General features: G+C 64.2%; 11 protein-coding genes. 2 read left to right on the top strand and 9 right to left on the bottom strand.

All coding sequences use genetic code 11. From position 1 onward, the window contains the following. Positions 1-47: 47 nt before the first annotated feature. Together FG91_RS01440 and FG91_RS01435 are read right to left on the bottom strand one after the other, a co-directional pair. Positions 48-1,373 (bottom strand): hypothetical protein, encoded by a 1,326-nt coding sequence (locus tag FG91_RS01440; RefSeq protein WP_037510865.1) that lies wholly within the window; start codon positions 1,371-1,373, stop codon positions 48-50. A gap of 199 nt (positions 1,374-1,572) precedes the next feature. Beyond that, a complete protein-coding gene (locus FG91_RS01435; RefSeq protein WP_037510864.1) occupies positions 1,573-1,869 on the bottom strand; it encodes a hypothetical protein in 297 nt (98 codons plus the stop codon). A gap of 149 nt (positions 1,870-2,018) precedes the next feature. Between FG91_RS01435 and FG91_RS01430 the strand changes: the two genes are divergently transcribed. Both FG91_RS01430 and FG91_RS01425 read left to right on the top strand, forming a co-directional pair. Continuing rightward, positions 2,019-4,298 carry a hypothetical protein gene (locus FG91_RS01430; RefSeq protein ID WP_235211898.1) on the top strand — a complete coding sequence of 760 codons (2,280 nt, stop codon included), beginning with the start codon at positions 2,019-2,021 and terminating at the stop codon, positions 4,296-4,298. Between the two features lie 79 nt (positions 4,299-4,377). Beyond that, positions 4,378-4,953 (top strand): hypothetical protein, encoded by a 576-nt coding sequence (locus tag FG91_RS01425; RefSeq protein WP_037510858.1) that lies wholly within the window; start codon positions 4,378-4,380, stop codon positions 4,951-4,953. Positions 4,954-5,052: 99 nt separating this feature from the next. Here FG91_RS01425 and FG91_RS01420 read toward each other — a convergent pair whose 3' ends face one another. From FG91_RS01420 to nuoL, 7 genes are read right to left on the bottom strand one after another with little or no spacing between them, the layout of a single operon-like run. After that, positions 5,053-5,313, bottom strand: a complete 261-nt coding sequence (locus tag FG91_RS01420; protein ID WP_037510855.1) for a DUF1467 family protein — start codon at positions 5,311-5,313, stop codon at positions 5,053-5,055. 17 nt (positions 5,314-5,330) lie between these two features. Then, complete coding sequence (locus FG91_RS01415; RefSeq protein ID WP_037510852.1) at positions 5,331-6,965, bottom strand: ribonuclease J; 1,635 nt, start codon at positions 6,963-6,965, stop codon at positions 5,331-5,333. Next, entirely contained in the window at positions 6,962-7,747 is a 786-nt protein-coding gene (locus FG91_RS01410) for a type III pantothenate kinase (protein ID WP_037510850.1), read from the bottom strand. Before FG91_RS01410 ends, FG91_RS01415 begins: the two co-directional genes overlap by 4 nt. Position 7,748: 1 nt before the next feature. Then, positions 7,749-8,453: a biotin--[acetyl-CoA-carboxylase] ligase gene (locus tag FG91_RS01405; protein WP_327195774.1), complete on the bottom strand. Its 705-nt coding sequence runs from the start codon at positions 8,451-8,453 to the stop codon at positions 7,749-7,751. A 17-nt stretch (positions 8,454-8,470) separates the two neighbouring features. Next, positions 8,471-9,904 carry an NADH-quinone oxidoreductase subunit NuoN gene (nuoN, locus tag FG91_RS01400; protein WP_037510844.1) on the bottom strand — a complete coding sequence of 478 codons (1,434 nt, stop codon included), beginning with the start codon at positions 9,902-9,904 and terminating at the stop codon, positions 8,471-8,473. Beyond that, on the bottom strand, positions 9,901-11,454 hold the full coding sequence (locus FG91_RS01395; RefSeq protein ID WP_037510841.1) for an NADH-quinone oxidoreductase subunit M: 1,554 nt from the start codon (positions 11,452-11,454) through the stop codon (positions 9,901-9,903). The genes nuoN and FG91_RS01395 overlap by 4 nt, the downstream gene beginning before the upstream one ends. Beyond that, complete coding sequence (gene nuoL, locus FG91_RS01390; RefSeq protein ID WP_037510838.1) at positions 11,451-13,499, bottom strand: NADH-quinone oxidoreductase subunit L; 2,049 nt, start codon at positions 13,497-13,499, stop codon at positions 11,451-11,453. The genes FG91_RS01395 and nuoL overlap by 4 nt, the downstream gene beginning before the upstream one ends.

Raw genomic sequence — 13,499 nt, 5'->3', positions numbered from 1 at the left:
GCCGTCCTGCCTGGACGGCGCCCTTTTCCTTTGTGCGAAGCGCGCGATCAGTTCGTCGCGGGAGCCGCCGGGGTCGCCGCCGCAGCGGGAGCCGCCGCGGGTGCATCCAGCTTGACCACCCAAAGGTCGGCCAACCGCTTGCGGGAGCCGGTCACCTGGCCGAAGCTGGCCTTGGCGGCCGCCTTGTCGCCCGACAGCGCCTGGGCGACGCCGAGGCGGTACGTCCACATGTCCTTGTCCGCCGCGCCCTTTGCCGCCGCCTGATAGAGCGGAATTGCATCGGCATAATGGCCATAGCCGACCAGCGCGTCGGCCGTGGCACCCGCCGTCTTGGGGTTGGTCAGCGTCGAAGGCTGCTTGGAATAGGCCACGATGGTCGATGCTTCGTTGCCGGCGCGCGCCTTCTGGTCATCGCGCCGGGCCGCCAGCTTCGCGTCGGTGCTCGGGAAAACCTTCTTCTGCTCGCCTTCCTGGATAACGGCGACGGCTTCGCCCGGCAGGCCGTCGCTGGCCGCAAGCGCGCTATACTCGTCATATTCGAGGCGTTCCGTCATCGCGCCCGCCGCGCGCATCAGGCGCATGACGTCGAGCGTAACGGATTCCTGTTCCTTCGGCGTGCCGGCAGCCGGCCCGGCCTGCAGCACCGAAAACAAGGTCTGACGCCAGACCTGCGGCAGACTATAATCGCGCAGGCGCAAGGTCATCAGGCCGAGCATCTCGTCGTTGCGCTTTGCAGCCTGCAGAGCCCTGATCGGCCGAACATAAAGCTCGTCCGACGGACGCTGGCCCGCAGCACGGCTTGCTTCGATCGCGGCCTTGGCGGTCGCGATGCCCTGATCGACCTGACCCGAGTTGAGATAGCTGTCCATCAACAGCACGGGCACATTGGCTTCGGTCGACCCTGCGGCGCGCGCGGCTTCGAGCCGCTTGATCGCCTTCGGATAATCCTTCGCCGCATAAGCGAAATTGCCCGAGAAGAAGCTGTAGACCGCGAGGTTTTCCGGCGGGGTCAGGCCCGAATCGAGCATCGCATCGAGCGCCTGTCCCTGAACCGCCTGGTCCTTGTTGAGGATGCCGAGCTGGAGCTGGTAGAAGCCGAGGAGATATTTATCGTCGGGCGCGGTGGCGGTCCCCTGCCCTTCGGTCAGCGCCGCCTGCAACGCCGCGGCGTCCTTTGCGGTGGTCGCGTCGGTCATTTTCTTGAGCGCGGGGCCGAACCCCTTGCTCGCGGACAGGCCCTTGCCCTTCGCCGCTTCTTCCTTCTTCGGCTTTTCTTTCTTCTGAGCGGCAGCCGGGGTCGCAGTCGCCATCAGCGCGCAGCCCAGCACAGCGGCCATCGCCGTTGCGGGCATCGAGCGGAAACGGTTGAACATCGAAATCTCTCCTTTAACTCGGCCGCCTTCGCCCCAGCGCCTTTGGCGCATACAGGTTCGGCCGCGCGTCGTTAACGCGGCTAAACCCGTCGCGTTGCCAAGGCAAGACAGGCGGTATCGATATTTCAATGGAGAAAAGCGGCTGAACCGAAATTGAACCCGGTCTGCCGGTCGAGGCTGTACCTCGTCCGCCCGGGATTCAGGCGACTGCGTCGATTGCCGAGTTGATCTGACGCAGCACGGCGGGGTCGCCCGGCGCGCCCTCGATCGCCGCTTCGGCGAGTTGGATCAGCGGGATGATGCCAAAGGTCGCGGCGAGCCCTTTCAGGCGGATTGCCGCCATTTCCCAGTTCGCATCGCAGCGCGATCGGCGCATCAGATCGGACAGGTCGCGCGCGCTGCCGGTGAAGGCGGTGCGCAAATCCATCGCCATCGCCGGATCGTCGCCGAACGCCGCGCTGAGATATCGGTCAAGGGGGCCGCTGTCGAAGGACATTCCACAGGATTGGCAGCTTGTAGTTAAGTTTCCGTTTCATGGCGCCCATTTGATGCTAAGATGGCAGGATGACGGGGGAAAAGAAAATCGTTGGTTTGTGGCGGAATTCCGCCACAAACCCGGAAACGGACAGCGCGGAGCCGGCAGAAGTGGCGGCGCCCGAAGCCGCGTCTGCGCCCGATACCGAGGCGCCCACCGAACGGAATTGGCTCGACATGTCCTCGCTCGATGACGCCGGGGAAATCGATGAAACGCCACGCGCTGCGCCGGCCTGGCGCGAACGCGGTGCCCCGGCACTGCTTATCCTTCTGGCGATCGGCTGGACGGGGTTCGCGCTTTCCGTCGCAACGGGCGGCTTTGCACGCAGTCCAGCCCTCTCCGCCTGGCCCACACTCGTCGCGACGATCGCGATGCCGCTGACGCTGCTAGCGGTGCTGTGGATGGCCTTGCTCCGGTCGGGCCGGTCTGAACAGGCGCGTTTCGCCCGGGTCGCGGCCGCGCTTCGCGAAGAGAATCTGGCGCTCAACCAGTCGATGCATTCGCTTGGCCTGCATCTGGCCGATGCGCAGAAGCAGCTCGGCGAGCAGGCGAAGATCGTCCAGCAGCTCGGCCTCGACACCGTATTGCGGCTGGGTGAAAGCAGCGACAAGCTTGCCAGCAACGCTTCGGTCATCGCCAATGCGCACGACCAGCTCGCGCGCTCGGGCGATGTCGCGCTGCAGCGGATGGACGGGCTGCTCGCGGGCTTGCCGCGGATCGACGACGTCGCGCAGCGGCTCGCGGTCAATTTTCGCGAGGCGGGACTCGTCGCGCACCAGCAGGGCGCCAACCTCGAAGCCCGGCTCGCGGCGCTCGGCGAGGAAGCGGCGAAGGCGGCGCAGACCGGAACCGAAACGACCGCGACCATGCTCGAGGCGATCGTCGCGCTGCAGGAGCAGACGAAGGAAACCGAATCGGATCTGCTCGCCGCGTCGGCCCGGGTCGCCGACGTGCAAGGTGCGGCGCTCACGCAAATGACGAATGTGGCCGCCTCGGCACGCGCTGAAATGGCCTCGACCGTCACGGCGATGACGGGACAGATGGATCAAAGCTGGCGGCAGTTCCGCGAAGGCGTCGACGACGCCGGCGCGCTCATGGATGCGAAGCTCGGCCTCGCCCGCGATGCCGGAAATGCGATGGGCGCGCAGCTCGCGGCGCACGCCGACGCGAGCGACCTGCTCGCCTCACGCATCACCGCCCATGTCGCCGAAGTCGGCAAGCAGCTCGAAATCCTCGATGTCAGCGTCAGCGCCAGCACCGGGGTCATCGGCCGTTCGATCGACGACACCAAGACGCAGCTCGCCGCCTTCATGCAGGAAGTGCAGAGCGGCAACGCCTCCGCGCACCAGCTTATCACCCACGCCGAATCGCTACTCCTCGCACTCGATGCCGTGACGCGCGAACTCGACGAAACGCTGCCGCATGCGCTCGACCGCATCACCTCGCACGGCAAGACCACGCAGACGGCGCTGTCGCAGCTCCGCCCGATCCTCGACGCGTCGGAACTCGTCGCGCAATCGACGGCGTCGCACGTCAACGCCGTGCAGGCGACGCTCAAAGCGAACGAGGAACAGATGGCGGGTCATGCGACCAGCCAGCAGGCGCTTGTCGATCGCATCAACGGCTCGCTCGCCGATGCCGAGACGGCGCTCGCCAAGCTGCGCGAAGGTGCCGACGAATTCGCCGAACAGGGCGGCGCGCGCATGATCGCGACGCTCGGCGAAGTTCGCGCCACCGCCGATTCGGCGGCCGACGAAGCGCGCCTGACGCTCGAAAAGCTGGTGACGAGCGCCCGCGAGACGATGCAGGCGACCGCGACCGATGCGATCGATGCCGCCTTCAAGAACGAGATCATGGCGCAGCTGAGCGCGATCGAGGATGCCTCGGCACGCGCGGTTGCCGCCGCCAACGGCGCCGCCGACCGCTTGATGCGCCAGCTGATCACGATCATGGACACCAGCGCCAGCGTCGAACAGCGCGTGAGCGAAGCCGAACAGGCGATCGCGGCGTCGGACCGCGACTCGCTCGCGAAACAGGTCGGTCTGCTGACCGAGTCGCTGAAATCGACCGCGATCGACGTCACCAAGATCCTGTCGAGCGAAGTCAGCGATATCGCATGGGACGCGTACCTCAAGGGCGACCGCGGCGTGTTCGCGCGGCGCGCGGTCAAGCTGATCGACAATAGCGAGGCCAAGGAAATCCTGCGCATCTACCAGGCCGACGATGGCTTCCACGCCGCGGTGAACCAGTTCATCCACGATTTCGAAGCGATGCTCCGCCTGCTCATCGGCGCGCGCGACGGCTCGGCGATCAGCGTCACCCTGCTCTCGTCGGATATCGGCAAGCTGTATGTCGCGCTGGCGCAGGCGATTGACCGCCTGCGTAATTAGGCGGCGTTGGAAAAAGGATCGGCGTGGCGCTTCTGCACGGAAGCAACCCAGCCATCCCGGATCAGATTGGGGATGACTGATGATTGACATGCCCCAAGTTCCGCCGCCTGCGTATGAGCAAGTGTTGACGCAGATGCTGTTGGAGTGCGGCCTACGGAACGGTGGTTTCACCGTCAAATACGAGGATGACCTGCAAAGCGTCGAAATTGTGATCGAGAAGGAAGCAGGGGCCTCTAAGGCGCATTTCGACTGCATCAAGCAGGCCGCCGATTACGAGATCGTCACCTTCAAAGATCCAGATTTGCAACAGGCGTATCAGGACAAGGTGTTCGAGGCGCTGAGGCCGCAGATGCTAGCGGATGCCCGAGCGGAACTTGAAAAGCGCGGCGTCCTCGACGGTTTTCCTGAGCGGTCGAAATTCGGTTCAGACAGACTATTTGCAGAAGCGCTAGAACAACAATGCGGCATGCTCCCCGGCTCATTCTTCGTTCAAAGTGAATGGGGCTTAGTTGGTCAGCCTAAGCTGGATAGCCAGAGTAAAGTCGACCAGGACAGGATCTCCTGCCTCATGGCGGCAATTATGTATGTGAGTGCCAAGGGCGAGAGCTTCGAGTTCGGCTTTATTGGGAACGAAGCATTTGCGCCAGGAAGGTAGGTTGCTTCCGTCACCCCGAGTGGAGGCTACTTCTTTCGTGAAGCACTAGATGCCGCCTTACAGGCGACCTCGCTAGATCGCCAATCGAGCCAGCGCCACTCAAGCCCGCCCGGTCAGCACGTCGGGATCCGCCCAGCCATTCACATAGGCCGTGTAATAGAGGCCAAAGGCAATCGTCGCGGCGATCGTCATCTGGAGCAGGATGCGTCCGGGACGGAAGTTCGCCGGTGCGCCCGGTTCCTGCCCGCGCACGAGCGGCGTCGCGTCATCGCTCGCGCGGCGGCCGTGGAAGGGCAGCACGAAGAAAGCGCTGAACGCCCAGAAGAGCAGGTAGATGGCGAGCGCCGAGGTCCATTTCATTGCCGTGTTTCCGTGCGTCAGATATTGACGAGCATCACGTCGACGACGGGCTTCTTCCCCGTCCAGTCGGTCGCGACGCGCCGCACGCCGAGGCGGATCGCCTCGCGGAGCTTTTCCTCGTCGCGCGCGGGGCCGGTCGCGGCCTGTTCGGCGGCTTCGCGCATCTCGTCGATAAAGGCTTCGCGCTCGTCCTCGACCGGGACGCCGCGATAGCTGATCGCGCTTTCGACGAAACGCTTTTCGGAGAAGATCGCCGCGACGGTGATGTGCCCGTTGAGCGAGAGTTTGCGCCGTTCGTTGATCGTCTCGCCGTCGGCAGGCAGAATGACGTCGCCGTCGAGGATTAGCCGCCCCGCGCGAACGCGCTCGACGATCTTCGCGGTGCCGGGCGCCAGCTTCACCAGATCGCCATTTTCCTGCACCAGCGCATCGGGCACGCCCTTTTCGAGCGCGAAACGCGCCTGTTCGTGCATGTGGCGGATCTCGCCATGCACCGGCAGCACCAGCTTCGGCCGCAGCCAGCCATAGAGCGCGGCGAGTTCGGGCTGGCCCGGGTGGCCGCTAACGTGAATATGCGCCTGTTTCTCGGTGACGGTCAGGATGTCCTTCGCCGCGAGCTGGTTCATGATCCGCCCGATCGCGACTTCGTTGCCGGGGATTTGCTTCGACGAGAAGACGACGGTGTCGCCCGCTTCGAGCTTGATCTGGTGGATGTCGGCGGCCATGCGCGCGAGCGCGGCGCGCGGCTCGCCCTGGCCTCCGGTGGCGATCACCATCACCTTGTCGCGCGGCAGGCGCATCGCCTCGTCGAAATCGACCGTCGGCGGGAAGTCCTTGAGGTAACCGACCGAGCGCGCGACGCCGAGGATGCGGTCGAGCGAGCGGCCAGCGACGCACAAGGTGCGCCCAGTTACTTTGGCGACCGCCCCCAGCGTCGCAAGCCGCGCCGCGTTCGATGCGAAGGTGGTGACGACCACCCTGCCCTTCGCCGCGCCGACCGCCTGCTCCAGCCCTTCACGCAGGCCGCCTTCGCTGCCCGATGCCTCGGCGTTGAAGGCATTGGTCGAATCGCAGACGAGGACGTCGACGCCCTCGTCGCCGACCGCGGTCAGCGCCGCCGCGGTCGCGGGTACGCCGAGGATCGGTTCCTCGTCGAGTTTCCAGTCGCCGGTGTGGAAGACGCGGCCATAAGGCGTGTCAATTACGACGGCGCTCATTTCGAGGATCGAATGCGCGAGCGGGATCAGCCGGATGCCGAACGGCCCGAGCTGGAAATTATCGTCGATATCGACGGTCTTGAGCGTGACCGCCTTCTCCAACCCCTCTTCGGCGAGCTTGTGCGCGATCAACCCCGCCGTGAAGCGGTTGGCATAGAGCGGCACGCCAAGGTCGGCGGCGAGATAGGGCAGCGCCCCGATATGATCCTCGTGCCCGTGCGTCAGCACGATGCCGAGCAGATCCTTCTTGCGATCCTCGATGAATTCGAGGTCGGGCATGACGATATCGATGCCCGGATAATCATGGCTGCCGAAGGTCACGCCCAGGTCGAGCATGATCCATTTGCCGTCGCAGCCATAGAGATTGGCGTTCATGCCGATCTCGCCCGATCCGCCCAATGCGAGAAAAAGAAGCTCCTTGCCCGGAGTCGTCATATTATTGGCTTCCGTTGATGATAGAGGTGCATCAGCCCGTTCAGCGTCAGGTCGGGCTCGATACGATCGAACAGGTGTCCCTGTTCCTGAAAAAGTGTCGCAAGGCCGCCCGTCGCGATAACGGTGAGCGGCTTGCCGATTTCGGCCTTCATGCGCGCGATCAGCCCTTCCATCATCGAGACATAGCCCCAATAGACGCCGATCAGCATCTGGCTTTCGGTGGTCCGCCCGATAACGCTGCTCGTTGCCGGCGCCTCGATCGCGATGCGCGGCAGTTTCGCCGCCGCCGCGACAAGCGCCTCGAGCGAGAGATTGACGCCCGGCGCGATGATGCCGCCCAGATAAGCGCCGTCGGGGCCGATATGGTCGAGCGTCGTCGCGGTGCCGAAGCTGATGACGAGCTTGTCCTTGCCGGGCTCGACCGCCTGCGCCGAGATCGCGTTGACCGCGCGGTCGGCGCCGACCGACTGCGGCTCGTCGACCTTGAGCGCGATCCCCCAGGTCACGGGCTCGCGGCCCGCGACGAGCGCGTCGACGCCGAAATATTTATGCGCGAGCAGCTGGAGATTATGGAGCGCGCGCGGCACGACGGTCGAGATGATGACGGCTTCGACGTCGGCGCGGTCGTGCCCCTCGATCCGCATCAGCTGGTCGAGCCACACCATATATTCGTCGGCAGTGCGCCGGTCGTCGGTCGCGATGCGCCAGCGCGCCAGCAGCTCGGGGCCGCGAAACAGCGCGAATTTGGCGTTGGTGTTGCCGACATCGATCGCGAGCAGCATCTTAATTCCCCTCGACCGGGCGCCGCAGTTCGACGTCTCCCGCGTGAATCAACATGGTCTCGCCGCCCTCGCGGCGCAAGCGCAGCGCGCCATCCTCGGCGAGACCGTCGAAGAAACCATCGATACCCTGTTCCGACACGCGGAGCGGCGTGCCGACCGGATGCGCCTGCGGTAGCCAGGCGCGAACGATGCTCGCCACACCTTCCTGTCGCCACGTCCACAGCGCGTCGATCATCGCGATGCCGAGCGCATTGGCGAAATGATCGCGGTCGAGCTCGACGCCCTTGGCAGCCAGCGTCGCGGTCGGGCGGTCGGACAGTTCGGGCGCGGCGACGAGGTTGACGCCGATACCGATCACCACCGAATTGCCCGTGCGTTCCATCAGGATGCCCGCGCATTTCGCGCCATCGATCAGCAGGTCGTTCGGCCATTTAAGCTGCGGGTCGACACCTGGCGCGAGCGCGGCAACTGTCTTGGCGAGCGCGACCCCGGCAACGAGCGCGAGCGTCGCCGCCGACGGATCGCCGATCGTCAGGTGGACGACGGTCGAGCCCATGAAATTGCCCTGCCCGTCATTCCAGCCGCGCCCGAGCCGCCCGCGCCCGGCGGTCTGGCGATCGGCGACGAGCCAATGACCCTCACCGACATGCTCGCCGCTGGCCAGCCGCGCCAGCAGGTCAGCGTTGGTCGAACCTGTCTGCGCGATACGCTCTATGGGCGGGATCAGAACAGCACCGCAGCGGCGCTGGCCGAAAGGACCGCCAGCACGGGAATGAAGAGATAGCCGATGACCGAGAGCCAGAGCGCGCTCGCGGTGATCACCGCATCCTCGACGATCGCACCGCCGCCCGCGGGGAATTCGGTGTCCGATTTGTCGTCGAAGTACATCGTCTTAATGATCGCGATATAATAGAAGGCGCCGATCACCGAGGCGACGATACCCGCAACCGCCAGCGGCACGAGGTTCGCGTTCACCGCGGCCTCGAACACCAGATACTTCGGCCAGAAGCCGAAGAGCGGCGGGATACCCGCGAGGCTGAACAGGAACACCGCCATCGCCGCGGCAAGGCCGGGCCGGCGCTGCGACAGGCCGGCGAGCGCAGGAATGCTCTCGACCTGGTTGCCGTCGGCGTCGCGCAGTTGGAGCACGACGAGGAAGGCGCCGAGCGTGGTCAGCATATAGACGAGCAGATAGGTCAGCACGCCCTCGACCCCCTGCTGCGTTCCGGCGGCAAGGCCGACGAGCATGAAGCCGACGTTGTTGATCGACGAATAGGCGAGCAGGCGCTTGATATTCTTCTGCCCGATCGCGCCGACCGCGCCGAGGATGATCGAGGCGAGCGACAGGAAGATGATGATCTGCTGCCACGCGCCGACCGCGGGGCCCATCGCATCGATCACGACGCGCGTCATCAATGCCATCGCCGCAACCTTGGGTGCGGTGGCGAAGAAGGTCGTCACCGGGGTCGGCGCGCCTTCATAGACGTCGGGGGTCCACATGTGGAACGGCACGGCGCTGATCTTGAAACCAAGACCCGCAAGCACGAACACGATACCGAAAATGAGGCCGATGTTGAGCTCGCCACCCAGCACCTTCGCGATTCCGGCGAAATCGGTGGTGCCGGTGAAGCCGTAGAGCAGCGAAATGCCATAGAGCAGCATGCCCGACGCGAGCGCGCCGAGGACGAAATATTTAAGGCCGGCTTCGGTCGACCGCTCGTCGGCGCGCATGAAGCTGGCGAGCACATAGGCCGCAAGGCTGTTGAGCTCGAGCCCGACGTACAGCGTCATCAGGTCGCGCGACGAGGCCATGATCCCCATGCCGAGCGCCGCGAACAGGATGAGCGTCGGATATTCGGCGCGCATTCCGCCATTGAAGAAGCGCGGCGCGATGACGATGCAGACGAAGCTCGCGGCATAGATCAAGAGCTTGGCGAAACCGCCGAAGCTGTCGACCGACAGCGTGCCGGAGAAGACGGTTGTTTCGACGCCGAACAGTGCGACGACGGCGGCCGCGGCGGCGGCAAGCGTCAGCAGCGAGCTGAGCTGGTAGAGGCCGACATTGCGGTCACCGAGGAAGGTGCCGAGCATCAGCGTGATGAGCCCGCCGATCGTCAGGATCAGTTCGGGCCAGATGAGCATCAGGTCGGCGGTCATTGGACGCCTCCTGCATGGCTCGATCCGTGGGCCGTTTCACCATGCGCTGCGGCAGGCTTTGGCTTGCCGGCGGCAAGATGCGCGTCACCCGCGGGCTTCGCCGGCGCGAGGCGCGCAACGACGGTGGTCACGTCGCCGCGCATCGGCGCGAGGAAGCTTTCGGGATAGACGCCCATCCACAGCGCCACGGCGGCCAGCGGCACCATGATCGTCCATTCGCGTGCGGTCAGGTCGGGCATCGCCTTCACATCGTCCTTGGTCAGTTCGCCGAACACGACGCGGCGGTAGAGATAGAGCATGTACGCGGCACCGAGGATGATCCCGGTGGTGCACACAAAGGCGACCCAGCTCGACGCTTCATAGATGCCGGCGAGGCTCAGAAATTCGCCAACGAAGCCGCTGGTGCCCGGAAGGCCGATCGACGCCATGGTGAACAGCATGAAGAACAGCGCATAGGCCGGCATGTTCACCGCGAGCCCGCCGTAACGGTCGATCTCGCGCGTGTGGAGCCGGTCGTAGATCACGCCGACGCAGAAAAAGAGCGCGGCCGAGACGACACCATGGCTGAGCATGATGATCAGTGCGCCCTCGATACCCTGCTGATTGAAGGCGAAGAGGCCAGCGGTAACGATCGCCATATGCGCGACGGACGAGTAAGCGATCAGCTTCTTCATGTCGCTCTGCGCCAGCGCGACGAGGCTGGTGTAGACCACCGCGATCATCGACAAGCCAAAGACGATCCACATCAGCTGTGCCGACGCGTCGGGGAACATCGGCATCATAAAGCGGATGAAGCCATAGGCGCCGAGCTTCAGCAGAACGCCCGCGAGGATCATCGAACCCGCGGTCGGCGCCTGCACGTGCGCGTCGGGAAGCCAGGTGTGGACGGGCCACATCGGCATCTTGACCGCAAGGCTGGCGAAGAAGGCGAGCCACAGCCACGTCTGCATCTGAACCGGGAAATCATAGTTCAGCAGCGTCGGGATGTCGGTCGTCCCTGCCTCGGCGATCATCGCGATCATCGCGATCAGCATCAGCACCGATCCGAGCAGCGTGTAGAGGAAGAATTTGAACGCCGCATATTTACGGTTCGCGCCGCCCCAGATGCCGATGATGAAATACATCGGGATCAGGCCGGCTTCGAAGAAGATGTAAAAGAGCAGCAGATCCTGCGCCATGAAGACGCCGATCATCACGACTTCCATGATTAGGAACATCGACATGTAGAGGCCGACGCGGCTCTTGATCGCGTCCCAGCTGGCAAGGATGCAGAGCGGCATCAGGAAGACGCTGAGCATGATCAGCATCAAGGCCATACCGTCGATGCCGAGCGCATATTGGAAACGCCCGAACAGGTCGGCGCGCTCGGTGAACTGCCACTGCGCGCCGCCGATGTCGAACTGCGCCCACAGGATACAGCCGAGGACGAAGGTCGCGAGCGTCGCGCCGAGCGCAACCCAGCGCGAGGTCTTGTCGCCGACGAACAGGCAAAGGATGGCGGCGACCGCGGGGACCGCCAGCATCAACGAAAGGATCGGAAAGCCGCTCACAGGAAATTCACCATGGCCCAGCTGGCGAGGCCGACAAGACCGAGCAGCATCACAAACGCATATCCATAAACATAACCCGATTGCAGCCGGACCGCGAGACGGGTCCCCCCAGCGACGAGCGCGGCGGCGCCATCGGGACCGAAGCGGTCGATGGTGCCTTCATCCCCGCGCTTCCAGAAGAAGCGGCCGATCGCGAAGGCGGGCTTCACGAAGAGGATGTTGTAGAGCTCGTCGAAATACCATTTGTTGTACAGGAACTGGTGGAGCAGCTTGAACTGCGCCACGAAGCGCGCCGGCAGACTGGTGTTGCGAATATAGCTGTTCCACGCGAGGAACAGGCCGATCGCCATCACCGTGAACGGCGTCCACTTCACCCACAAAGGCACTTCGTGCGCGGCGTGCATCAGATGCTCGTCGAACGCGAGGCTACCCTTCCAGAACGCCATACCCTCTTCGGGATAGATGAACTGATGGTGGAACGCGATGCCCGCGAACACCGCGCCGATCGAAAGCACGATCAGCGGGATGAGCATCGAGAGCGGGCTTTCGTGCGGGTGATAGCCCGCGGTGCCGTCGCCGTGCGAGTCATGGTGATGCGCGTGCGCATGATCGTCGCCTGAAGTTTCTTCAGAGGGATCCTCATGCTCGCCATGGACGGCGTGCTGGATATGCTCGCTCTGTTCCCAGCGCGGCTTGCCATAGAAGGTCAGGAAGACGAGGCGCCACGAATAGAAGCTGGTGAGGAAGGCCACGAAAATGCCGACCCAGAAAGCCACGACCCCGCCGCCGCCGCTCGCAAAAGCCGCCTCGAGGATGCCGTCCTTCGAATAGAAGCCGGCAAAGCCCGCGACACCCGCGATACCGACGCCGGTGATCGCCAGCGTACCGAGCATCATCGCCCAATAGGTGATCGGGATCTGTTTCCGGAGCGCGCCATAATAGCGCATGTCCTGTTCATGGTGCATCGCATGGATGACCGAACCGGCGCCAAGGAACAGCAGCGCCTTGAAGAAGGCGTGCGTGAACAGGTGGAACATCGCGGCGCCATAGGCACCGGCGCCCGCGGCGAAGAACATGTAGCCGAGCTGCGAACAGGTCGAATAGGCGATGACGCGCTTGATGTCCCACTGCGTCGTCGCAACGGTCGCGGCGAAGAAGCAGGTCGCGGCGCCGACGAACATCACGACGCCCTGCGCGACGTCCGAGGTTTCGAACATCGGCGACAGACGGCACACCATGAAGACGCCCGCGGTGACCATCGTCGCGGCGTGGATCAGCGCCGACACCGGGGTCGGGCCTTCCATCGCGTCGGGAAGCCAGGTGTGGAGGCCGAGCTGCGCCGACTTGCCCATCGCGCCGATGAACAGCAGCAGGCAGAGGATCGTCATCGTGTCGAGACGCATTCCCAGGAAGCTGATCGTCGAACCCGCCATGCCCGGTGCTGCGGCCAGAATCTCGGGAATCGAGACGGTGCCGAAGACGAGGAAGGTGCCGAAGATACCGAGCATGAAGCCAAGGTCGCCGACGCGGTTGACGACGAACGCCTTGATCGCCGCGGCATTGGCGCTCGGCTTCTTGTACCAGAAACCGATGAGCAGGTACGACGCGAGGCCGACGCCTTCCCAGCCGAAGAACATCTGGACGAGGTTGTTCGCGGTCACGAGCATCAGCATCGCGAAAGTGAACAGCGAGAGATAGGCGAAGAAGCGCGGCTGGTCCGGATCTTCCTCCATATAGCCCCAGCTATAGAGGTGGACGAGCGCCGACACCGTCGTGATCACGACGAGCATCACCGCAGTCAGCGCGTCGACGCGCAGTTCCCAGTTGAACTGGAGCGCACCCGACTGAACCCAGTGCAGGACCGGGGTCACCGTCGCCTCGCCGCTTCCCGTCACGAAAGACAGGAAGATCGGCCAGCTCAAGGCGCAGCTGATGAACAGCGCGCCTGTGGTCAGGATTTTAGACGGCACATTGCCAATCACGCGCTGGCCGAGGCCTGCGATAAGCGCCGCGAGTAGCGGCAGGAAAACGATCGCCTGGATCAC

Origin of the sequence: Sphingopyxis sp. LC81 (assembly GCF_000756375.1) — a bacterium.
Lineage (GTDB): Bacteria > Pseudomonadota > Alphaproteobacteria > Sphingomonadales > Sphingomonadaceae > Sphingopyxis.
Note: the sequence above shows the minus strand (reverse complement) of the source record. Positions and strands in the feature narration are given on the sequence as shown.

Bases quoted from the DNA above. Each gene is read 5' to 3' on its own strand.
- FG91_RS01440 (WP_037510865.1), bottom strand. From the start codon at position 1,373: ATGTTCAACCGTTTCCGCTCGATGCCCGCAACGGCGATGGCCGCTGTG.
- FG91_RS01435 (WP_037510864.1), bottom strand. From the start codon at position 1,869: ATGTCCTTCGACAGCGGCCCCCTTGACCGATATCTCAGCGCGGCGTTC.
- FG91_RS01425 (WP_037510858.1), top strand. From the start codon at position 4,378: ATGATTGACATGCCCCAAGTTCCGCCGCCTGCGTATGAGCAAGTGTTG.
- FG91_RS01420 (WP_037510855.1), bottom strand. From the start codon at position 5,313: ATGAAATGGACCTCGGCGCTCGCCATCTACCTGCTCTTCTGGGCGTTC.
- FG91_RS01415 (WP_037510852.1), bottom strand. From the start codon at position 6,965: ATGACGACTCCGGGCAAGGAGCTTCTTTTTCTCGCATTGGGCGGATCG.
- FG91_RS01410 (WP_037510850.1), bottom strand. From the start codon at position 7,747: ATGCTGCTCGCGATCGATGTCGGCAACACCAACGCCAAATTCGCGCTG.
- nuoN (WP_037510844.1), bottom strand. From the start codon at position 9,904: ATGACCGCCGACCTGATGCTCATCTGGCCCGAACTGATCCTGACGATC.